General features: G+C 72.3%; 15 protein-coding genes and 1 pseudogene. 11 read left to right on the top strand and 5 right to left on the bottom strand.

Translation table 11 applies throughout. The features are described 5' to 3' along the window. Positions 1 to 26: 26 nt before the first annotated feature. From ACWEFB_RS24465 to ACWEFB_RS24475, 3 genes and pseudogenes are all read left to right on the top strand, one after another. Positions 27 to 1,445 (top strand): hypothetical protein, encoded by a 1,419-nt coding sequence (locus ACWEFB_RS24465; RefSeq protein WP_452288954.1) that lies wholly within the window; start codon positions 27 to 29, stop codon positions 1,443 to 1,445. A 124-nt stretch (positions 1,446 to 1,569) separates the two neighbouring features. Next, a complete protein-coding gene (locus ACWEFB_RS24470; RefSeq protein WP_326560185.1) occupies positions 1,570 to 2,256 on the top strand; it encodes a response regulator transcription factor in 687 nt (228 codons plus the stop codon). Positions 2,257 to 2,264: 8 nt separating this feature from the next. Further along, positions 2,265 to 3,410, top strand: a pseudogene (locus tag ACWEFB_RS24475) (sensor histidine kinase); the annotation flags it as partial. A 324-nt stretch (positions 3,411 to 3,734) separates the two neighbouring features. On the opposite strand, the gene ACWEFB_RS24480 reads toward ACWEFB_RS24475, so the two are convergent. Further along, positions 3,735 to 5,804, bottom strand: coding sequence for a 3-hydroxyacyl-CoA dehydrogenase NAD-binding domain-containing protein (locus ACWEFB_RS24480; protein ID WP_452288956.1), 2,070 nt, complete (start codon positions 5,802 to 5,804; stop codon positions 3,735 to 3,737). Beyond that, on the bottom strand, positions 5,801 to 6,997 hold the full coding sequence (locus ACWEFB_RS24485; RefSeq protein ID WP_452288958.1) for a thiolase family protein: 1,197 nt from the start codon (positions 6,995 to 6,997) through the stop codon (positions 5,801 to 5,803). The genes ACWEFB_RS24480 and ACWEFB_RS24485 overlap by 4 nt, the downstream gene beginning before the upstream one ends. A gap of 162 nt (positions 6,998 to 7,159) precedes the next feature. On the opposite strand from ACWEFB_RS24485, the gene galE reads away from it, so the two are divergent. After that, entirely contained in the window at positions 7,160 to 8,161 is a 1,002-nt protein-coding gene (galE, locus tag ACWEFB_RS24490) for a UDP-glucose 4-epimerase GalE (protein ID WP_452288960.1), read from the top strand. 67 nt (positions 8,162 to 8,228) lie between these two features. Here the strand turns inward: galE and ACWEFB_RS24495 are convergent, their stop codons facing one another. Beyond that, positions 8,229 to 9,548, bottom strand: coding sequence for a ribonuclease D (locus tag ACWEFB_RS24495; RefSeq protein WP_326560181.1), 1,320 nt, complete (start codon positions 9,546 to 9,548; stop codon positions 8,229 to 8,231). Positions 9,549 to 9,963: 415 nt separating this feature from the next. Here ACWEFB_RS24495 and ACWEFB_RS24500 point away from each other — a divergent pair, with 415 nt between their 5' ends. Both ACWEFB_RS24500 and ACWEFB_RS24505 read left to right on the top strand, forming a co-directional pair. Further along, positions 9,964 to 11,118, top strand: coding sequence for a trypsin-like peptidase domain-containing protein (locus tag ACWEFB_RS24500; protein ID WP_452289120.1), 1,155 nt, complete (start codon positions 9,964 to 9,966; stop codon positions 11,116 to 11,118). 129 nt (positions 11,119 to 11,247) lie between these two features. Then, positions 11,248 to 12,153 carry a hypothetical protein gene (locus ACWEFB_RS24505; RefSeq protein ID WP_452288962.1) on the top strand — a complete coding sequence of 302 codons (906 nt, stop codon included), beginning with the start codon at positions 11,248 to 11,250 and terminating at the stop codon, positions 12,151 to 12,153. A gap of 75 nt (positions 12,154 to 12,228) precedes the next feature. Here ACWEFB_RS24505 and ACWEFB_RS24510 read toward each other — a convergent pair whose 3' ends face one another. After that, positions 12,229 to 12,801 (bottom strand): DUF3000 domain-containing protein, encoded by a 573-nt coding sequence (locus ACWEFB_RS24510; protein WP_452288964.1) that lies wholly within the window; start codon positions 12,799 to 12,801, stop codon positions 12,229 to 12,231. A gap of 117 nt (positions 12,802 to 12,918) precedes the next feature. Between ACWEFB_RS24510 and hemE the strand changes: the two genes are divergently transcribed. The 3 genes from hemE to hemQ are packed head-to-tail and all read left to right on the top strand — an operon-like array spanning position 12,919 to position 16,212. Further along, positions 12,919 to 14,001 carry a uroporphyrinogen decarboxylase gene (hemE, locus tag ACWEFB_RS24515; RefSeq protein ID WP_452288966.1) on the top strand — a complete coding sequence of 361 codons (1,083 nt, stop codon included), beginning with the start codon at positions 12,919 to 12,921 and terminating at the stop codon, positions 13,999 to 14,001. A 19-nt stretch (positions 14,002 to 14,020) separates the two neighbouring features. Then, complete coding sequence (gene hemG, locus ACWEFB_RS24520; protein ID WP_452288968.1) at positions 14,021 to 15,499, top strand: protoporphyrinogen oxidase; 1,479 nt, start codon at positions 14,021 to 14,023, stop codon at positions 15,497 to 15,499. Continuing rightward, on the top strand, positions 15,496 to 16,212 hold the full coding sequence (hemQ, locus tag ACWEFB_RS24525; RefSeq protein ID WP_452288970.1) for a hydrogen peroxide-dependent heme synthase: 717 nt from the start codon (positions 15,496 to 15,498) through the stop codon (positions 16,210 to 16,212). Before hemG ends, hemQ begins: the two co-directional genes overlap by 4 nt. A 58-nt stretch (positions 16,213 to 16,270) precedes the next feature. On the opposite strand, the gene ACWEFB_RS24530 is transcribed toward hemQ, so the two are convergent. Further along, positions 16,271 to 18,475 carry a lectin gene (locus ACWEFB_RS24530; protein ID WP_452288972.1) on the bottom strand — a complete coding sequence of 735 codons (2,205 nt, stop codon included), beginning with the start codon at positions 18,473 to 18,475 and terminating at the stop codon, positions 16,271 to 16,273. 230 nt (positions 18,476 to 18,705) lie between these two features. On the opposite strand from ACWEFB_RS24530, the gene ACWEFB_RS24535 reads away from it, so the two are divergent. After that, positions 18,706 to 19,467, top strand: coding sequence for an acetate uptake transporter family protein (locus tag ACWEFB_RS24535; protein ID WP_452288974.1), 762 nt, complete (start codon positions 18,706 to 18,708; stop codon positions 19,465 to 19,467). A 65-nt stretch (positions 19,468 to 19,532) separates the two neighbouring features. Further along, complete coding sequence (locus ACWEFB_RS24540; RefSeq protein WP_452288976.1) at positions 19,533 to 20,741, top strand: GNAT family N-acetyltransferase; 1,209 nt, start codon at positions 19,533 to 19,535, stop codon at positions 20,739 to 20,741. The last annotated feature ends 11 nt before the right edge of the window (positions 20,742 to 20,752 follow it).

Here is a 20,752-nt window from a genome sequence, read left to right on the forward strand (position 1 = left end):
ACGAGGTTCGGACGGAGGGGTGGCCGGTGATCGAGATCGACCTCGGTGATCGGCTCACCGAGCAGCCGGTCGAGGAGCGGCCACTGGCCCGTACCTGGCTCGCCAACCGGTGGGTCCGGATCGCCGCCGTGCTGGCGGTGCTGCTCGCCACCGTGACCGCGGCCGGCGTCGGGCCGCCCCGGCTGTCGGTGGCGACCATTCCCGCCCGGCTCGGCGCATCGATGGTCACCGGCACCGACCGGATCTTCGTGGTCGACCCGGTCGACACCTCCACGGAGCCCCGACAGCAGGTCAGCGCGTTCCGGCTGGCCGACGGCGCGCTCCTGTGGCAGGTACGGATGCCGGTACCGGGCCCCCTGGGCGGGCACACCCTGATCGGTCACACGCTGGTCCTCACCTCGGACTGGGGTTCGGTGGCACCCCGGCGGACGGTCGGGGTCGACACCGCCACCGGGGCCATCTCCTGGCTCCGTACGGCCACCTACGAGACGGCCAGCGCCAGCGGCGACATCCTGCTCTGGGTACCGGACACCGACGTCGGTTCCGGTGGACCCGGCTGGGACGACTCCCCGAACGGCTGGGGTGTCCTGTCCGCCGGCACCCTGGAGTCGGTGGCCCCGGACACCGGGGCGGTGCACTGGTCGCTCCCCCTGCCCGCCGGCGTCGTACGCGGTTACGCCGCGCCGGCCGGGTCCGCCGACCCCGGCCCCGAGGGGCCGCTGCCGGAGGTGGCCGTGACCAGGGGGACAACCGGCCGGATCGAGGTACGTGACCTCGGCTCCGGTGCGGTGGTCCGGGCGGCGCACCTGCCCCGCCCGCCCGCGCTCGGCAGCGGGCAGTGGCCGCCACAGGTCGTCGGCGACCTGCTGCTGGTCCCCGACGGCCCGCAGAGCCTCACCGCGTACGGGTTGGACGCGTTCGACCGGCGGTGGACGATCGACTGGGACGTCGACCGGGAGCCCTGGCCGCAGCCGTGCGGCCCGCTGCTCTGCACGTTCCGCCCGCAGGGCGGCGTACGGGTGCTCGACCCGGCCACCGGGGCGGTCCGCTGGAGCGATCCCCGCTGGAGCAACCTGCTGCCGGTCGGGCCGTACCTGCTCGCGAGCAGCGAGGCTCGGCCGATGGTGGCGGCGGGGCTGAACGTGCTCGACCCGGCCACCGGTCGGGTGCTCGGCGACCTCGGTTCCTGGCAGGTGATCGGCCGCTCGCCGGGCGCCGGGGCCGCACCGGGCAGCGGGAAGCCGGCGGACCCGGTTCGGTTGATCGGCGTACGGATCAGGTCGGACGACGGCCGTACCTGGGTCGCCGATCTCGACCCGGCGTCGGGGTCAACCCGGCCGCTGGCCGTGGTGCCCGACGTCTCCGGTGACTGCCGGGTCACGGACGGACTGCTGGTCTGCCGCCAGCTCAGCGGGGCGATCGGCATCTGGCACCTGCCGAGCTGACCGGCGGCCGGCCCCGGCCGGAGCCCGACACCGCCCCCCGGCAGGGGCGACCTGAGCTGGGGTTTGGTCGGCGCGGCTAGGTTGTTCCTGGACGGCGGGGGACAGTCGAGCTTCGGAGGTCGCGATGCGGGTGCTGGTGGTGGAGGACGAGCGGAATCTGGCCGACGCGATCGTTCGCGGGCTGCGCCGCCGGGGCATGGCGGTCGACGTGGCCTACGACGGCACCGCCGGGCACGAGATGGCGATGGTGACCAGGTACGACGTGGTCGTACTCGATCGGGACCTGCCCGGTGTGCACGGCGACCAGATCTGCGCCGACCTGGTCGAGTCCGGGGCGCTGACCCGGGTCCTCATGCTCACCGCGAGCGGTACGGTCGCCGACCGGGTGGAGGGGCTGCAGCTCGGGGCCGACGACTACCTGCCCAAGCCGTTCGCCTTCGACGAGCTCGTCGCCCGGGTGCAGGCGCTCGGCCGGCGGGCCACCCCGGCCGCGCCCCCGGTGCTCACCGTGGCGGACCTGGTGGTCGACCCGGCCCGCCGGGTGGCGACCCGCGCGGGCGCACCGGTCGACCTGACCCGCAAGGAGTTCGGCGTGCTGGAGGAGTTGTTGAAGGCCCGGGGTGCGGTGGTGTCGAGCGAGGAGCTTCTGGAACGGGTCTGGGACGCCAACACCGACCCGTTCACCACCACCGTCCGGGTCACCGTGATGACGTTGCGCAAGAAGCTCGGTGATCCGCCGTTGATCGAGACCGTGGTCGGCGCCGGTTACCGGATGCCTGAGCGCTACCTGCCCGAGCAGGTCGGCGCATGACCGTCTACCTGACCCGTCGACGGCCCCGGCTGCGGCCCACCCTGCGGCTGCGGCTGACCCTGCTCAACGGCGTACTGCTGGTCGGTGCGGGGGCGATCCTGCTGCTGCTCGCCTGGCTGCTGGTCACCGCCGCGCTCCGGCCCGCCGACGACCTGCTCCCCGGCACCACCGTGGTACTCGCCGACAACACCCAGATGGACGCCCAGCAGTGGCAGGAGGAGGTCGCCTCCTCCGCCACCCGGCAACTGCTGGCCAAGGGGTTCGTCGCCCTGCTGGCGATCAGCGTGGTCGGGGTGGCCGGCGCGTACGCGGTCGCCGGTCGGGCGCTGCGCCCGCTGCACCAGGTCACCTCCACCGCCCGCCGGCTCGGTGAGGCCACCCTCGACCAGCGGATCCGCTACTCCGGGGCGGACGACGAGGTGGCCGAGCTGGCCGGCACCTTCGACGCCATGCTGGACCGGATCGGAGGGGCGTTCGAGGCGCAGAAACGCTTCGTCGCGAACGCCTCGCACGAGCTGCGTACGCCGCTGGCGGTGATGCGTACCGAGATCGACGTGACGATGGCCGACGACGAGGCGGACGTGGCCGAGTACCGCCGGATGGCGACCGTGGTCCGGGACGCCTCCGAGCGGGCGAACGGACTGGTCGACTCGCTGCTGGTGCTGGCACGCAGCGAGGCCCAGTCGGGGCGCCGGCTCAGCCGCAAGGCCCCCACCGACCTGGCCGACGGTGCCGCCGCCGCGCTGTCCGCCATGGGTTCCGAGGTGAAACGGCTGGGGCTGGACGTCAGCGCGTCGCTGGAGCCGGCGCCGGTGGTCGGCGACCCGAGCCTGCTGGAGCGGCTGGCCGGGAACCTGATCGAGAACGCGGTCCGGTACAACCACCTGCACGGCCGGCTCTGGGTGCGTACCAGCTCGGACGCGGCGCAGGTCCGGTTGGTGGTCGGCAACACCGGCTTCGAGGTGGACCAGGCCGACGTACCGGGCCTGTTCGAGGCGTTTCGGCGCGGCGGCCGGGAGCGGACCGGTGCCCGTGGCTCCGGACTCGGGCTGTCGATCGTCTCCGCGGTCTGCGACGCACACGGGGGAGCGGTGACCGCGGTGGCACAGCCCGGCGGGGGCCTGGAGGTCACCGTGACGCTGCCGGCCGCCGACGCGACCCCGGTGGTGGCGGCCTCGGCCGTGGTGGTGCCCGCGCCACCGGCCGCATCACCGGCCGTGGCTCCGGCTCCCAGGACCGTCTCGGCCTCGACAACGGCTCCGGCGGACGGTGGCACGGCGGACGTGCCGACCCCACCGGTCCGGTAACCGGGGCAGGCGCCGGTACCCGGATCGACGCCGTCACGCCGTTGAAGCCCCTGCCGGTCATCGAGATCCTGCCGGCCTGCAAGGACGTCGCCCAGCAGTTGCGCTGACCCGTTCGCGGCGGGGGCCGTCCACCGCGTCGTGCGGCGAACGGCCCCCGTGGACCAGGATGGGTCAGGCCGGCAGGCTGGCCACGCCGTACGGCAGGAAGCGCTGGCCGGTGACCCGCTCGGAGGTGCCGGTCCGGTCCAGGTACGGCGTCACGCCGCCCAGGTGGAACGGCCACCCCGCGCCCAGGATCAGGCACAGGTCGATGTCCGGGGCGGCAGCCACCACTCCCTCGTCCAGCATCAGCCGGACCTCCTGCGCGAGTGCGTCGAGGGCGCGCTGACGTACCTGTTCGGCATCGAGCGGCTGGTCACCCACCTGGAGCAGGGCCGCGACCTCGAGGTCCACCTCGCCGTCGACCAGCAGGGGCCGGCCGGCGTCGGCGATCCGCTTCAGGTTCTCGCTCACCCCGAACCGGTCCGGGAAGGCACCGTGCAGCGTCGCCCCGGTGTGGTACGCCACCGCCGGCCCGACCAGTTGCAGCAGCGCCAGCGGGCGCATCGGCAGCCCCAGCGGGTCCAGGGCGGTGTTCGCCACGTCGAGCGGGGTGCCCGCGTCGACCGCCGCGAAGATCTCCCCGAGGAACCGGGTCAGCAGCCGGTTGACCACGAAGGCCGGCGCGTCCGAGACCAGTACGCAGGACTTGCGCAGCTCCTTGCCGACCGCGAACGCGGTGGCCAGGGTGGCGTCGTCGGTCCGCTCGCCCCGGATGATCTCCAGCAGCGGGAGGACGGCGACCGGGTTGAAGAAGTGGAACCCGACCACCCGCTCCGGGTGCTCCAGGTCGGCGGCCATCGCACCGATCGACAGCGACGAGGTGTTCGTGGCGAGCACCGCCTCCGGGGAGACGATCTTCTCCAGCTCCGCCCAGACCTGCTTCTTCACCCCGAGATCCTCGAACACCGCCTCGATGACGAAGTCGGCGTCGGCGAAGACGGACTTGTCCACCGAACCGCTGACCAGGCCGCGCAGCTTGGCTGCCGTACCGGCGTCCATCCGGCCCTTGCCGAGCAGCTTCTCGATCTCGCCGTGGACGTAGGCCACGCCCTTGTCGACCCGGTTCTGGTCGAGGTCGGTGAGCACCACCGGGACCTGCAACCGGCGGGCGAACAGCAACGCGAGCTGCGAGGCCATCAGACCGGCGCCGACGATGCCGACCTTGGTCACCGGGCGGGCCAGCGTCGCCGGGGGAGCACCGACGGGCTTGCGGGCCCGGCGCTGGACCAGGTCGAAGGCGTACAGGCCGCTGCGGAGTTCCTCGCTGAGGACCAGGTCGGCCAGGGCCTCGTCCTCGGCCGCCGTACCGGCCTCGAACGGTGCGTCCTTGGCCAGGCCGAGCAGTTCCAACGCCCGGTACGCCGCCGGCACCGCGCCGTGCAGCCGCTCGTCGAGCGTCTGCTTGGCGAAGAACATCACCCCGTCCCACATCTCCCGGTCGACCTCGGGTCGGGTCACCGTGACCGTGCCCCGGACCACGCCGGCCGCCCACTCCAGCGACCGTTCCAGGAAGTCGGCCGGTTCGAGCAGTACGTCGGCGATGCCCATCTCCGCCGCCTGCTTCGGCTTGAGTATCCGGTTCTGCATCAGCGGGTTCTGGATGATCACCTGGGTGGCCATCGGGATGCCGATCAGGTTCGGCAACAGTTGGGTTCCGCCCCAGCCGGGCACCAGGCCCAGCGACACCTCGGGCAGGGCCAGCGCGGCCGCCCCGCCGGAGAGGGTCCGGTAGTGGCAGTGCAGGGCCAGCTCCAGGCCACCGCCCATCGCGGCGCCGTTGACGAAGGCGAAGGTCGGTACGGCGCTGTCGCGCAGCCGGGCGAAGACCCGGTGACCGAGCCGGCCGATATCGAGCGCCTGCTCCCGGTCGGTGACCAGCGGGATCCCGGTCACGTCGGCGCCGACACAGAAGATGTACGGCTTCCCGGTCACCGCGACCAACGCCGGCTCGGCGGCCAGCGCGGCGGTGATCGCCTCGTCCAGGCTGGCCAGTCCGGCCGGCCCCAGGCTGTTCGGCTTCTTGTGGTCGAAGCCGTTGTCGAGTGTGATCAGCGCGGCGGGCCGGTCCAGCCCGGGTACGGCCACCAGCCGCAGCAGCGCCCTGGTGACAACCTCGTTTGGGTTCTGCAGCTGACTCATGAATCTGCCCCGTTCCAGTGCGGGTTCTCCCAGATGACCGTGCCGCCCATGCCGATCCCGATGCACATGGCGGTGATGCCGTACCGGACCTCGGGGTGCTCGGCGAACTGCCGGGAGAGCTGGGTCATCAGCCGTACGCCGGAGGAGGCGAGGGGGTGGCCGATGGCGATCGCCCCACCCCACTGGTTGACCCGTGGGTCGTCGTCGGCGATCCCGAAGTGGTCCAGGAAGGTGAGGACCTGGACCGCGAACGCCTCGTTCAGCTCGAACAGGCCGATGTCGTCGATGGTCAGCCCGGCGATCCGCAGCGCCTTCTCGGTGGACGGGATCGGGCCGATCCCCATCACCTCCGGCTCCACCCCGACGAAGCCGTACGACACCAGGCGCATGCCGATCGGCAGGCCGAGTTCGTGGGCGACCTCCTCGGCGGCGAGCAGGCTGGCGGTGGCGCCGTCGTTGAGTCCGGCGGCGTTGCCGGCGGTGACCTTGCCGTGCGGGCGGAACGGGGTCTTCAGCCCGGCCAGCTTCTCCATCGACGTGTCCCGGGGCGCCTCGTCGACGGTGGCCAGGGACCAGCCGGTCTCGGGGTCCCGGATCGCGACGGTCACCAGGTCGTCCTGGAGCTTGCCGTTGGCGTACGCCTTGGCGGTCTTCTGCTGGGAGGCGAGCGCGAAGGCGTCCGAGCGCTCCTTGGTGATGTGCGGGACCCGGTCGTGCAGGTTCTCCGCGGTGGAGCCCATCACCAGGGCGGACGGGTCGACCAGCTTCTCGGCCAGGATGCGCGGGTTGGGGTCGACGCCCTCGCCCATCGGGTGCCGGCCCATGTGCTCGACACCGCCGGCGATGGCCACGTCGTACGCGCCGATGGCGATGCCACCGGCCACTGTGGTCACCGCGGTCATCGCGCCGGCGCACATCCGGTCGATGGCGTAGCCGGGAACGGTCTTCGGCAGACCGGACAGGAGGGCGGCGGTACGGCCGATGGTCAGGCCCTGGTCGCCGATCTGGGTGGTGGCGGCGATGGCCACCTCGTCGACCCGCTCCGGCGGCAGTTGCGGGTTGCGCCGCAGCAGCTCGCGGATGCAGCGGATGACGAGGTCGTCGGCGCGGGTGTTTGCGTACATCCCACCCGCCTTGCCGAACGGGGTGCGGACGCCGTCGACGAAGACGACTTCCCTGACTTCTCGGGGCACTTGAGCCTCCTTGGCGGCGGGGCGTGTACCCCGGATGCTACTCGCCGGTAACTAGGGCTGTCAGTGCGCCGTCTGTGGTCCGGGCCACACCACGTCCGCCCGGCCCCCGACGTGGGTCCGGTAGGTTGATCGGGACCGGCGCGGGGTGACACGGAGGCGGCGTTGAAGGTACTGGTAGCGGGCGGCGCGGGCTTCATCGGCAGCACGGTGGTGTCGGCCTGCCTCGATGACGGCCTGGTGCCGGTGATCCTTGACAACCTCAACACCGGCCGGCGGGAGTTCACCCGGGACCGGATCTTCTACCAGGGGGACATCGCCGACGGGGCGCTGATCGACCGGATCTTCGCCGACCACCCGGACATCACCGCGGTCGTGCACGCCGCCGCGCTGATCGTGGTCCCCGAGTCGGTCGCCCAGCCGCTGCGCTACTACCGGGAGAACGTCGGCAAGTCCGTCGACTTCCTCGACCACCTGCTGCGCAACGGGTGCCAGCGGGTCCTGTTCAGCTCCTCGGCCGCGATCTACCGTCCCGGCGAGGACTTTTCCGTGGACGAGGACTCGGACCTGGAACCGACCAGCCCGTACGGGCGGACCAAGGCGATGCTGGAGACGATCCTCGCCGACACCGCCGCCGCCACCGACCTGCGGGCACTCTCGCTGCGCTACTTCAACCCGATCGGGGCGGACCCGACCATGCGTACGGGACTGCAGCTCCGCCGGCCCAGCCACGCCCTCGGAATGATGATCAGCGCGCTGGAGAACGACACCGAGTTCCTGGTCACCGGCGTCGACTGGCCCACCCGTGACGGGTCCGGGATCCGCGACTACATCCATGTCTGGGACCTGGCGCGGGCGCACGTACAGGCGCTGCGCCGGTTCGACGACATCCTCCCGGTCGGCGCCCAGCGGTCGTACGAGGTGATCAACCTCGGCACCGGCAACGGCACCACGGTCAAGGAGTTCGTCACCGCGTTCAACGCGGTCAGCGACCGCCCCCTGCGGGTACGCGAAACCGGTTCCCGCCCCGGCGACTCGGCCGGCTCCTACACCCGTACGGGTCGGGCCCGGCAGTTGCTGGACTGGAAGGCGGAACTGACCCTGGAGGACGGGATCCGGCACTCCCTGGCGTGGGCCGCACAGCGCGACGCCGTACTCGAAGACTGAGGCCGCCGTACGCGAGGACCGCGTGAACCGCCACCGCCCCGGCGTACGTGGGGCGGTGGCGGAGCGGTCAGACCGGCTCGGGCAGGGCCCGGGTCAGCTCTTCCCCGATCAGGGTGACCTGCCAGTTGCGGGCGCCGTAGCCGCGCAGCGTCTCGACCACCGTCGCCTCGTCGATCTCGTCGGGCGGCGTCCACGCCAGCCGGCGGACCGAGTCCGGCGTGATCAGGTTCTCCGGCGGCAGATTGTGCTCGGCCGCGATCCGGGTCACCACCTCACGGCAGCGGGCCAGCCGGGCCGCCGCCGTCGGGTCGCGCTCGGCCCACCGGTGCGGTGGCGGCGGCCCGTCCACCGACGGGCTGACCGGCAGCGCGTCGTCGGGCAGCGCCCTCGCCTCGGAAAGCGCCTCGAGCCAGGTCCGGGCGAGCCGGCGGACCGAACGGCCACCGAAGCCGGGCAGCATCAGCAGGGTCCGCTCGTCCTTCGGGTCCATCTCGGCGGCGGCGATGATCGCCGCGTCCGGCAGGACCCGACCCGGTGCGGAGTCGCGCCGGGACGCGATGGCGTCGCGGGCGTACCACATCGACCGGACCCGGGCCTGGGCGCGCGCGCCCCGGACCCGGTGGATACCGGAGGTACGGCGCCACGGGTCGGGTCGCTGCCGCAGCGGCTGCGCCCCCCACAGGACCAGCGCGGCGAACTCCTCCGCCGCCCAGTCCTGCTTGCCCTGCTCCTCGAGTTCGAGGGCGAGACGGTCGCGCAGGTCGGTGAGGAGTTCCACGTCCAGCGCGGCGTACGTCAGCCAGGAGTCCGGCAGCGGTCGACTCGACCAGTCGGCGGCCGAATGGTGTTTCTCCAGGGTGTAACCGAGCAACTGCTCGGTCAGCGCGGCCAGGCCGACGCGTTCGAAACCGGCCAGCCGGGCGGCCAGCTCGGTGTCGAACAGCCGGCGCGGGCGCAGCCCCAGGTCGGCCAGGCAGGGCAGATCCTGACTGGCGGCGTGGAGCACCCACTCGGTGTCGGCGAGTGCCTCGTCGAGGGTGTGTAGGTCGCCGAGGGGCAACGGGTCGATCAGCACGGTGCCAGCGCCGGCCCGGCGCAACTGCACCAGGTAGGCGCGCTGGCTGTAGCGGTAGCCGGAGGCGCGTTCGGCGTCGACGGCAACCGGGCCGGTGCCGGCGGCGAAGCGGGCGACGACATCGGCGAGGGCGGCAGGGGTTGCCACCGGCTCCGGTGTGCCGTCGCGGGGGGCGAGGAGCGGAACGGGCCCGCCAGGCGTTGGGTCGGGCCCCACGGTCTCGGGTTCCGGCGCGGACGCCGGCAGGCTGTGCGGCTCGTCCCCTGCTTGGCTTTGCGCGGCCCGACGGCGCAGGGGTGGTTCGTCGGTCACCTGACAACCCTAGTGGTCACCCGCATCCGCCATACGCAGCCGGGCCGGCGCGGCGGTTTGTCCGCCCGGTCGGTGCGTACATTTGTCGGATTGGACGAGTCAGACATCGGGGAAGACAAAGCTCAGCACGGCCGGTACGGTCCCTCCTTGCCGCAGATTCCCGGGCTGGTCGCCCGACGGTACGACTGTGGCACGAACGTCTACGGGAGGACGTCGATTCATGACCTCTGGCTATGACCCGCATCCCGCCCCCGGCCCCGAGCCGTACCCCGGCGCACCGGTGCCCGGCCAGCGGCAGCCGACCGAGGACGGACCGGACCGGACCGCGGCCGGACCGGGACAGTGGTCCGGCGTCCCGGGATCGCCGCAGGTGGAGCCGGTGGTCGAGGTCAGGCCGGGTCCGCTGCCGCCCCGGATGGAGCCGCCCCGGACCGACCCCACCGCGCCGATGACCCCGCCGGTGGTCCCGCCGCCGGCATCCGGCACCGGGTACGGCCCCGTACCGGCACCGGGATACGGCCCGGCGTCCGGCCCCGGCCCCGTACCGGCCCACGGTCCGGTCTCCGCACCCGCTCACGGCGCGGTGTCCGGGTCCGGTTACGGGCCGGCGTCCGCCCCGGTGCACGGGCCGGGGTCGGAGTCCGGTTACGGTCCGGCATCGGTTTCCGCGCCGGGCTACGGGCCGGTGTCCTCGGGGCCGGCGTACGCCCCTCCGCCGGGCACCGGTTACGGGCCGCCCGGCTACCCCTCCCCGCCGGTCGGGGTCGGTGAACCGGCGCCGAAGGCGCGGCGGCGACTCGCCTGGCCCGGCGTGACCGCGCTGCTGCTGGTGCTCGCGCTGGCCGGGGCGGTCGGGTTCCAGGCGTACCAGATCGACCGGCTCACCGGCCGGCTCGCCGACACCGACCGGCGGTTGGCCGAGGCGCAGCGGGCCGACGGCGCCCGGCTGGACGGCATCGAGGGGCAGACCCGGAACCTGGAGGACCGGGCCGGGCAGGTGTTCAACCCCGAGGCCATCTCCAGCGCGGTCCTGCCCAGCGTCTTCCGGGTCCGGGCCGGGCAGTTCACCGGCACCGCGTTCGCCGTCGGCAAGCCGACCGCCAACGGCGGCACCAACCTGTTCACCAACTTCCACGTGGTCGAGGAACTCTGGAACGGCGGCGGCAGGCAGGTCTTCCTGGAGCGTACGGACCAGCGCTTCCCGGCCACCATCGTCAAGGTCGACAAGGCCAACGACGTCGCGCAGCTCAGTACGGACGGCACCTTCACCGGCCTGGTCGCCGCGCCCGAGGTGGTGAAGTCCGGCCAGCAGATCGTGGTGGTGGGCGCGCCGCTCGGCCTGGAGGACAGCGTGACGACCGGTGTGGTCAGCGCCTTCCGCGACAACGAGGACGGCCCCGGGAAGGTGATCCAGTTCGACGCGCCGATCAACCCGGGGAACTCGGGTGGCCCGGTGATCAACGGGGCGAAGCAGGTCGTCGGCATCGCCACGGCGAAGGCGCGCGACGCCGAGGGGATCGGTCTGGCCGTACCCATCAAGACCGCCTGCGACGGCTTCAAGATCTGCTGAGGTCGACCGGACAGCCCGCATCGGGTCAGCCCATCGGTCGCAATCACCGGTGTGGGCCGTTTGTGCCCCACCGTCGCATCCGGTCCGGCCGGATAATCCAGCGCTCAGTCATACCCACGGAGGAAGCCCATGTCCCAGCCCCTGAACGGTCCCGACGACGCGCCACTGGTCGATCCGACCACCCCGCTGCCGCCGGTGACCGGGTCGGGCGCTGCCCCCGTACCGGCCGCCGGCCCGGCCGGAGCGGGCGACCCGCCGCCGCCCGCTGCCGGGCAGCCAACGGAGGCGCCGACGGTGGCCCACCCGGCTCCGGTGGTGCCCGGACAACCGGCGGAGCCGCCGACCGTGGCCTACCCCGCCCCGACCGGCCCGGCACAGCCCACGGTTGCCTTCCCGGCGGTCCCGGCCGCCGGTCACCCCAGCCCCGGCGCCGGTCAGCCCGCCCCGGCCGGGCCGGGTGTGCCGCCGCCGTACTACGCGCCGGTCTCCGGGGTTCCGGCGTCGGGTGTGCCGGTCGGCGGTCCGCACCCGTACCCGGGGATGCCGATGTCGGGCGCACCGTACGGGCAGCCGATGTCCGCGCCACCGGGATCCGGCCTGCCGTACGGCACACCGCCGCCGCCGGCAGGTGGCAAGCGCCGTACGGTGCTGGTGCTCTCGATCGTCGTCGCGCTGCTGTTCACCGTCGGGGCGGTGATGACCGGGCTCTTCGTGACCAGGTCCAACGAGCTGAACCGGACCGAGCGGGAACTCACCGGCCAGGTGGCCGACCGGGACACCCGGCTGGCCGCGAACTCGCGCGAGATCGAGCGGCTCAACCGGGGCCTGGAGGCGGCCAACGACCGGATCAAGGCGGTCGAGCAGGACCTGACCGGGACCAAGAACGACCGGGACGAGCAGGCCCGGCAGAAGGCGGTCATCGCCAACTGCCTCGACCTGTTCAGCAAGGCGATGACCGCCAGCAGCGAGTCCGCGTTCAAGAAGGCGCTCGAAGAGGCGGACAAGGTCTGCGCGGAGGCCGACGGCTACCTCTGACCGGTAACGAACGCGCGATGACGAACGGCCGGTGACGGACGGACGGCCGGCGACCGGTGGCCCCTGATCCGGGGGTCAGGCGGCGCCGGCCGGGCGGCGGTCCGGCAGCGCGGTCACCCCGGGCGGGGGCAGCCCGGCGGTCGAGGCCAGCAGGGTGCACCAGGCCAACAGGTGGGCGTGCAGGTCGGCGCCGAGTGGGGTCCAGGAGGCCCGGATCTCGATGTCACCGGCGGCGGGTGGCCCGGCCAGGTCGCCGAACCGGGTGGACATGGTCTGGGTCACGGTGCCACCGAGGGCCCGGTAGTCGGCGCCCTGCGCGTCGAGCGCGTCGGTGAGCCAGGTCCAGCCGACCGAGGGGAGCAGGGGGTCGGCCGCGAGGTCGATCTCCAGCTCCGCGGTCACGTACGTGACCAGGCGTAGTGTCCCTTCCCACGCTTCGTGACCGGCGGGGTCGTGCAGCAGGATGAGTCGCCCGGTGGCCACCTCGTCGCCGTCGCGCAGCACGGTGGCGCTCAGCGCGAAGGCGTACGGGGCGAGTCGCTGGGGGGCACCCACCTCTTCGAGCAGGATCTCGTCCCGGGGCGCCGCCGCACGCAAGCCGGCCACCGCGGAGGTGAACGTCTCGGGAAGCACGATCGGGGCGGCCATGTTCGCAGCCTAAGCCGACCGGTGGCGTGGTGGGGGATCGCCGCGCCGTCCGCGTTCGTGCTCACAATCGGCCCGGCCCCCTCCGCTGCCACCGGTGGGCGTGGCACGATTGCGCCGATGACCACCACGACTGCCGGAAATGTGAGCCGGAGCGGGGAACCCGCCCAGGCCGGTCCCGCCGACTCTCCGTTCGTCCGTGCCTGCCGGCGGCTGCCGGTGCCGCACACCCCGGTCTGGTTCATGCGCCAGGCCGGCCGCTCGCTGCCGGAGTACCGCGACCTGCGGGCCGGCGTGGCGATGCTGGAGTCGTGCCGCCGACCCGAGCTGGTCCGCGAGATCACCCTGCAACCGGTACGCCGGCACGGGGTGGACGCCGCGATCCTGTTCAGCGACATCGTGGTCCCGGTCGCGGCGGCCGGGGTCGACCTGGAGATCGTTCCGGGCACCGGTCCGGTGGTGGCCGAACCGGTACGCGACGCCGCCGACGTGGCGCGGATCCGGCCGATCGGCCCCGACGATCTTTCCTTTGTGGACGAAGCGGTCCGGCTGCTCGTCGCCGACCTCGGTGACACCCCGTTGATCGGGTTCGCCGGGGCGCCGTTCACCCTCGCCAGCTACCTGGTGGAGGGGGGCCCGTCCCGCAACCACGTCAAGACCAAGGCCCTGATGTACGGCGCACCCGAGGTCTGGCACGCGCTCTGCGACCGGCTGGCCGAGATCACCGGGGAGTTCCTCCGGGTGCAGGTGAACGCGGGCGCCTCCGCGGTGCAGCTCTTCGACTCCTGGGCCGGAGCGCTCTCCGAGGCCGACTACCGGCGGTTCGTGCTGCCGCACTCGGCCCGGGTGCTGGCCGGTCTGGCCGACGCGGGGGTGCCCCGGATCCACTTCGGGGTGGGCACCGCCGAACTGCTCGGCGCCATGGGCGAGGCCGGGGCGGACGTGGTCGGGGTCGACTGGCGTACGCCACTGGACGCGGCCACCGTACGGATCGGTCCGGACAAGGCGGTTCAGGGCAACCTCGACCCGGCTGTGCTCTTCGCTCCGTGGCCGGTGGTCGAGGCAGAGGTGCGCCGGATCCTGGCCGAGGGGGAGTCGACGCCGGGACACGTGTTCAACCTCGGTCACGGCGTGCTGCCGGAGACCGATCCCGACGTACTCACCCGGGTGGTCGCGTTGGTGCACGAGGCATCCGCCCGCTGATCATGAGAGCTGCCTGATCATGGAAACCGGAACGCGCGGCGACGCCGGGGAACAACCGGCGCGGATCGCGGTGGTCGGCGGCGGGATCACCGGCCTCGCCGCCGCGTTGCGGTTGCGCGACCGGGCACCGGCCGGCACCACCATCACCGTGTACGAGCAGTCCGGCTCGCTCGGCGGCAAGCTGCGCACCGGCACCCTCGCCGGCGCACCCGTCGAACTCGGCGCCGAGGCGTTCCTGACCCGCGACCCCGCCGGAGGAGAGTCCGCGGCGATCGCCCTGGCCCGCCGGCTGGGGCTGGGCGAGGACCTGGTGCACCCGGCGACCGGGCAGGCCGCGATCGCGCTCGGCGGGCGGCTGCTGCCCGTACCCGGCGGGACGCTGGTCGGCGTACCCGGTGATCTGGAGAAGGTGGCCTCGGTGGCGCAGCCGGCGGCGGACCGGGACACCGACGCCGGCCGCCCGCTGCTCGACCCGGACGAGGACGTCGCGGTCGGCGAACTGGTCCGGCGCCGGTTCGGCGACGAGGTGGTCGACCGGCTGGTCGACCCGATGCTCGGCGGCGTCTACGCCGGCCGGGCCGACCTGCTCTCGCTGGCCACCACCATGCCCGCGCTGGCCCGCACCGCACGGGTGGAGAACACCCTGGCCGGAGCGGTCCGGGCGGCCCAGGCCGCCGCGCCCCGCGCACCCGGCCGACCGATCTTCGCCACCGTCGAGGGCGGGCTGAGTCGGCTGGTCAACGCCGCCGCCGAGCAACTCGTGGCACCCGCCGGAGCCGGCGGCGGGACGGCGGTCGGCGGGGTGCAGATCCGGCTCGGCGCGGCCGTCCGCGAACTGAGCCGCACCCCGACAGGCTGGCGGCTGGTGATCGGGCCCACCCGCGACCCGGAACTGGTCGAGGCGGACGCGGTGGTGCTGGCCCTGCCGGCGCGTCCGGCCGCCCGGCTGCTCGCCGGGGTCGACGTCGGCGTCGGTGCCCTGGTCGGCCGGCTCGACTACGCGAGTGTCGCGCTGGTCACCCTGGTCGTCCCGGCGGCCACCCTGCCCGACCTCTCCGGGATCCTGGTGCCCGCGACCGAGGGCACACTGATCAAGGCAGCCACCTTCTTCAGCACCAAGTGGGCGCACCAGCGCCGGACGGACGGGTTGGCCCTGCTGCGCACCTCGGTCGGCCGGTACGGCGAGGAGCACCTGTTGCAGCGCGACGACGCCGAACTGATCGCGACCGTGCACCGGGAACTGGGGCAACTGCTGCCCGGCGCCGTACTGCCCGAGCCGGTGGCGAGCCACGTGCAACGGTGGGGCGGGGCGCTGCCGCAGTACCAGCCGGGACACCTGGACCGGGTAGCGGCGGCCCGGAGCACCCTGCGGGCGAGCCACCCGACGCTGGCACTGGCCGGCGCCGGCTACGACGGGGTCGGCGTGCCGATCTGCGTACGGTCCGGCGAGACGGCCGCGGAAGAGATCGTCAAGGCGTTGGGAGGAGCCACGGGATGAGTACGGATTCTGCTGCGGTACAGAGCAACGCGGCCCGGCTACGGGAGCTGAACGACACCGTCCGCTACACGATGTGGTCGGTTTTCCGGGCCACCGGGCCGCTGCCGGCCGACCGGGACGGGATCGCCGCCGAGGTCGAGGCGCTCTTCGCCGACCTGGCGAGCAAGGACGTGGTGATCCGGGGCAGCTACGACGTCTCGGCCCTGCGGGCCGATGCCGACGTGCTGATCTGGTGGCACGCGAGCACTCCGGACGCGCTCCAGGAGGCGTACGGGCTGTTCCGGCGTACGGCACTGGGCCGGCAACTGGCACCGGTCTGGTCCCAGATGGCGCTGCACCGACCGGCCGAGTTCAACAAGAGTCACGTACCCGCGTTCCTGGCCGGAGAGCCGGCCCGCGACTACATCTGCGTCTACCCGTTCGTGCGCTCGTACGAGTGGTACCTCCTGCCCGACGCCGAGCGCCGGGAGATGCTCGCCGAGCACGGCCGGATGGCGAGAGGCTACCCCGACGTACGGGCCAACACGGTCGCCTCGTTCGCCCTCGGCGACTACGAGTGGATGCTCGCCTTCGAGGCCGACGAACTGCACCGGATCGTCGACCTGATGCGTGACCTGCGCGCCTCCCGGGCCCGCCGGCACGTACGCGAGGAGGTCCCGTTCTACACCGGGCGCCGCCGTTCGGTCAGCGAACTGGTCACCAGCCTGCCGTGACGTCGACGCGGAGCGGGCCACGGCGCTTTCTGCCGTGGCCCGCTCCGCGTTCACCCGATCAGGGGTAGTTGACCAGTGTGGAGACGGTTGTGGTCGAGTTCGCCGGACCCCCGGCGTTGTTGATGATGTTCCGGATGCTTCCGGTGCCACCGCCGAGCGAGACCGTGACCATGTTGTGGAACCGGACCCCCGCCTTGTTCGGCACCTCGAACGAGTGCCCCAGCACCACCGACGGGTTCGCGTTGAAGAAGCAGTAGCTGCCCAGCCCCCACGCCTCGTGGGTGTTGACCGAGTCGGCCACCTTGTACGCCGCGTACCCCTGTTGGGAGCCGTTCTGCCAGCTCGCCTGGTTCGGCACGTCGTACGGGATCTCGTTCTGGTAGAAGTACGTCCGGCCCCGTTCGCCGTTCCAGATGGTCTGGTACTTCTGGTAGTGCTCGACGAAGAGTCCGTACATGGTGACGTCGGCACCGTTGACGATCAGGCCGGTGTCGGCGGTGTTGACGTTCCAGCCGACGCCGTACGTGTGGTCCCCGCGCCAGATCCACAGGTGGTCGCCGATCACGTTCGAGCTGTTCACCCGCAGGCTCACGGTGGCCTTGCCGACGGCCGCGCCGCCGACCCGGAAGTAGAGGTCGTGCAGGGAGGTGGGGTTGGCCGAGTGGTTCGCCGACGAGCCGGTCGGGCCGACCTCCATCAGCACCGGGGAGTTGGTCGGGCCGGCGTCGAAGAGCAGCCCGGCGACCTTCACCCCGTCGACGTCGGCCACGCTCATCGCGACCACGCCGTTGTCCGGCATCAGCGTGGCCAGGCCGAGGCCGAGCACCACCGTGTCCGGTCGGGTCACCCGCAGGGTGTCGTTCAGGTGGTAGATCCCCGGCGTGAACAGCAGGTGCCTGCCCTGGGCGAGTTGGGCGTTGATGGTGGCGGCGGTCGCGCCGGGCTTCACCACGAAGAACTGGCTGATCGGCAGGGACGAGCCGGCCGGGTTGCCGGAGGCCCAGCTCGTCCCGCTCGTGTTGGACCGCACCGACGGTACGAACACCTGGTAGTTGCCGGCCTGGTCGACGTAGAGGAACGGCTTCTCCCGGACCACCGGGGTCTGCGCGACGGTGGTGTAGGGCGGGTTGGGGAAGCTGTTGGCCGGTGCGTTGACCGCGCCGACGAAGACCATGTTCCAGTTCGAGCCGGTCCAGCTACCCCACTGGGTGTTGCGGGAGAGCCACTGCTGCTGTGACCCGGAGCGGACCTGGCCGTCCACGCGGGTGTCCGCGAGCAGGCCGCCGCTGGACCAGCCGCCGTCGTCGAGCTGGAGATTTCCGCGTACGTGCATCCGGCGGTACGCCGCTGCCTGGGAGACCGCCCACCGGTCGGTGCCGGAGGGCGGGTTCACCGACAGGTTCTCGGCCCCGCGCCAGAAGTTGTGCGTGGCGTTGCCCTGGAACCAGTCCGCCTCGACGTGGACGCCGCCGTTGATGGTGACGTTGTCGGGCAGGTAACCCAGTCCGGCGACCTGGGTGTAGAAGCCGACGTTGACGTCGACGTTGTACGTGCCGGGCTTGAACAGCAGCGCGTACCGGTTGTTGCCGAACTGGTTGCTCTCCTGCTGGTTGAACACGGTGTTCAGGCGGCTCTGGATGGTCGCGCTGGACATCGACGGGTCGAAGACGGAGACGTTCGGCCCCAGGTCCACGCTGCCTCCCGGTGGTGGTGTCGGTGCCGTCGGCGTCGGCGTGGGACTGCCGCCGCCGGTGGGCAGGACCCACTGTTGGTTGGGTCCACCGAAACACTCCCAGATCTGCAGAGGTGTCCCGTCGGCGGAGGAGGGGCCGGTGGCGTCGAGGCACTTGTTCGCCTGCGGGTTGCGCAGCAGCCCGGCGCTGGCGGTCCACTGTTGGGCGGCGCTGCCGTTGCAGTCCCAGATCTGCACCCTGGCCCCGTTGGCGGTGGACCCGCTGGCCACGTCGAGGCACTTGCCCAGCGCCCGGATGGTGCCGTCGTCGCCGACGATCCACTGTTGCGCGTTGCTGCCGTTACAGGTGTAGAGCTGCACCTGGGTGCCGTTGGCGTTGCTGGCAGCGGCGACGTCGACGCACTTGCCGCCGTACCCGGTGATCGCGCCGGTGGTCGCGGCCAGGGCGAAGGTCCCGCCCACCGCGCCCACCGCGAGCCCGACCACGACGGTGGCGAGTACGGCGACGATCCGGGGCCGGACGCGCCCCCTGGTCCTACTGCGGGGGGTCGTGGCGCTGCTGGGGGTCATGGCGCTTCCTTACTCGCCGGGTGACGGCAGGACTGTGACTGACGGCGATCAGTTCACAAACTTTACAGATTGACGGAAGGCTATTCCTGGCGAAGGGGGAAGTCAACATCCCGTGTAATGCCTGGTCCGATGGGTAGTCCGCGGTCGCTACCGGCTCAGCCGTCCACGGCCGGGCCGCGAGCCGCCCGGCCGCGTCAGGCGGTGAGATCCGCTGGAGAGGGAGTCTGGAGATGTCTCACATGTCACGCCCGGCGCAACCCATGCGCGGCAACGACGGTCATGACGGGCACGACGGCCACGACGGCGAGTTCCAGTTCTGGCGCAACCACGCCACGATCTCGCTGCAACCGGTGGCCGCGCCCTCGATCCTCGGACTCTTCGGCTTCGCCGCCGCCACCTTCGTCGTCGGCGCGAACCTGGCCGGCTGGTACGGCAACTCGACCACCCCGCAGTTCCTCTTCCCGTTCGCCGCGTTCCTCGGCGGCCTGGCCCAGTTGCTGGCCGGGATGTGGGCGTACCGGGCGCGGGACGGGCTCGCGACCGCCATGCACGGGATCTGGGGCGCCTTCTGGCTCGCGTACGGGCTGCTCTTCCTGCTGATCTCGATCGGCGTACTGACCCAGCCCACCCCGTTCGTGGCGCTCGGGTACTGGTTCGTCGCACTCGCCGCGATCACCTGGTCCGGTGCCGCCGCCGCACTCGCGGTGAACCTCGGACTCGCCGGGGTGCTGATCGCACTCGCCGGTGGGGCGACCACCTTCGGCGTCGGCCAGATCGCCGACAGCTCCGCCTGGCGTACGACCGGCGCCTGGTTCTTCGTCGTCTCCGCCCTGATCGCCTGGTACGTGGCGACCGCGATGATGCTGGAGGGAACCTACCGCCGGGTCATCCTGCCGATCGGCAAGCGCGGGGGCGTGAACGTACCCGGCCGGGAGCCCCGCCAGTCGATCCAGTTCGTCGCCGGGGAGCCGGGCATCAAGGTCGGCCAGTAGCGGCGGCGCCCGCTCGGGCGTGAAACGGGGTTGAACCCGGACGGCCCGCAGGCTGGGATGGGGCAATGAAGATCCGTCGACTGGCCAACGAGGAACGTCCCACCACGAGCTGGCGCCTACAGGAGTACGCGTTCGAACGGTCGCCGATGCCGCCGGAGGAGGGGGCGAAACTCCGCGGCTACCTGCCGTACCACGAGGGCAACATCACGCTGGTCGTGGAGGACGGCAAGGAGACGCTCGCGGCGGTGAGCGTGATCCCGATGCGGCAGAACGTCCGGGGAACCGTACATCCGATGGTGGGTGTCTCCGGCGTGGTCAGCCATCCGCTGGCCCGCCGCCAGGGGCACATCCGTACGCTGCTCACCCGGCTTCTCGGTGAACTGCGCGACGAGGGGTACCCGATCAGCGCGCTCTACCCGTTCCGCCCCTCCTTCTACGGCCGGTTCGGTTTCGCCGCGCTCCCGCAGCCGCGTACGGTCAGCTTCTCCCCGGCCGACCTCGGCGAGTGGCTGCGCGCGGACCTGCCGGGGGAGCTGCGCTGGCAGCGGATCCGGGACGGCTACGACGCCCACCGTGGTCTCACCGAGCGGCTGTTGACGTCCAGGCACGGCTTCTCCCTCCTGCCCGACTACCGGGACGTCCAGCGCCGGGAGGACGACAAGCGCTGGATCGTCAGCGCCTGGCACGACGGCGAGGTGGTCGGCGCGGTCACCTACACGATCGACGGGCACGGCGGCACGCTGCACGCCGACGACCTGCTCACCGTCAACCCGCTCGGCCGGGCGCTGCTGTTGCAGTTCTTCGCCCGCCACGTCGACCAGGTGGCCCGGATCAGCACGGTGGTCGCCCCCGACGAGACCCCGGAACTGTGGGCCACCGACCTCGCCACCCACACCGAGAGCAGGCTCTCCTTCCCGAGTTCGGTCGCGCCGATGGCCCGGCTGCTCTCGGTCGACGCCCTGCGCGGCCTGCCGACCGCCCCCGGCCGGGTGCGCGTCGACATCGTCGACGACCCGTTCATCGCCGGCACCTACCTCCTCGACGGGGTTGATGGCCGGTTGGAGGTCACCCATGGCCCCGGCTCGGCGCCCGCCACTGCCACCGCCCCACCCGTCGCCACCCTGACCGCCGCCGGCATCTCCGCCCTGGCCTACGGCGTACTCGACCCCGACGAACTGCCCCTGCGCGGCTTCGGCACCGTCCCACCCGAGGCCGCCACCGAACTCCGCTCCCTCTTCCCCCGCGCCGTCCCCTACCTCTTTACCGACTTCTAACCCGCCCCCGC

The sequence above is a fragment of the Micromonospora sp. NPDC004704 genome (assembly GCF_053601675.1).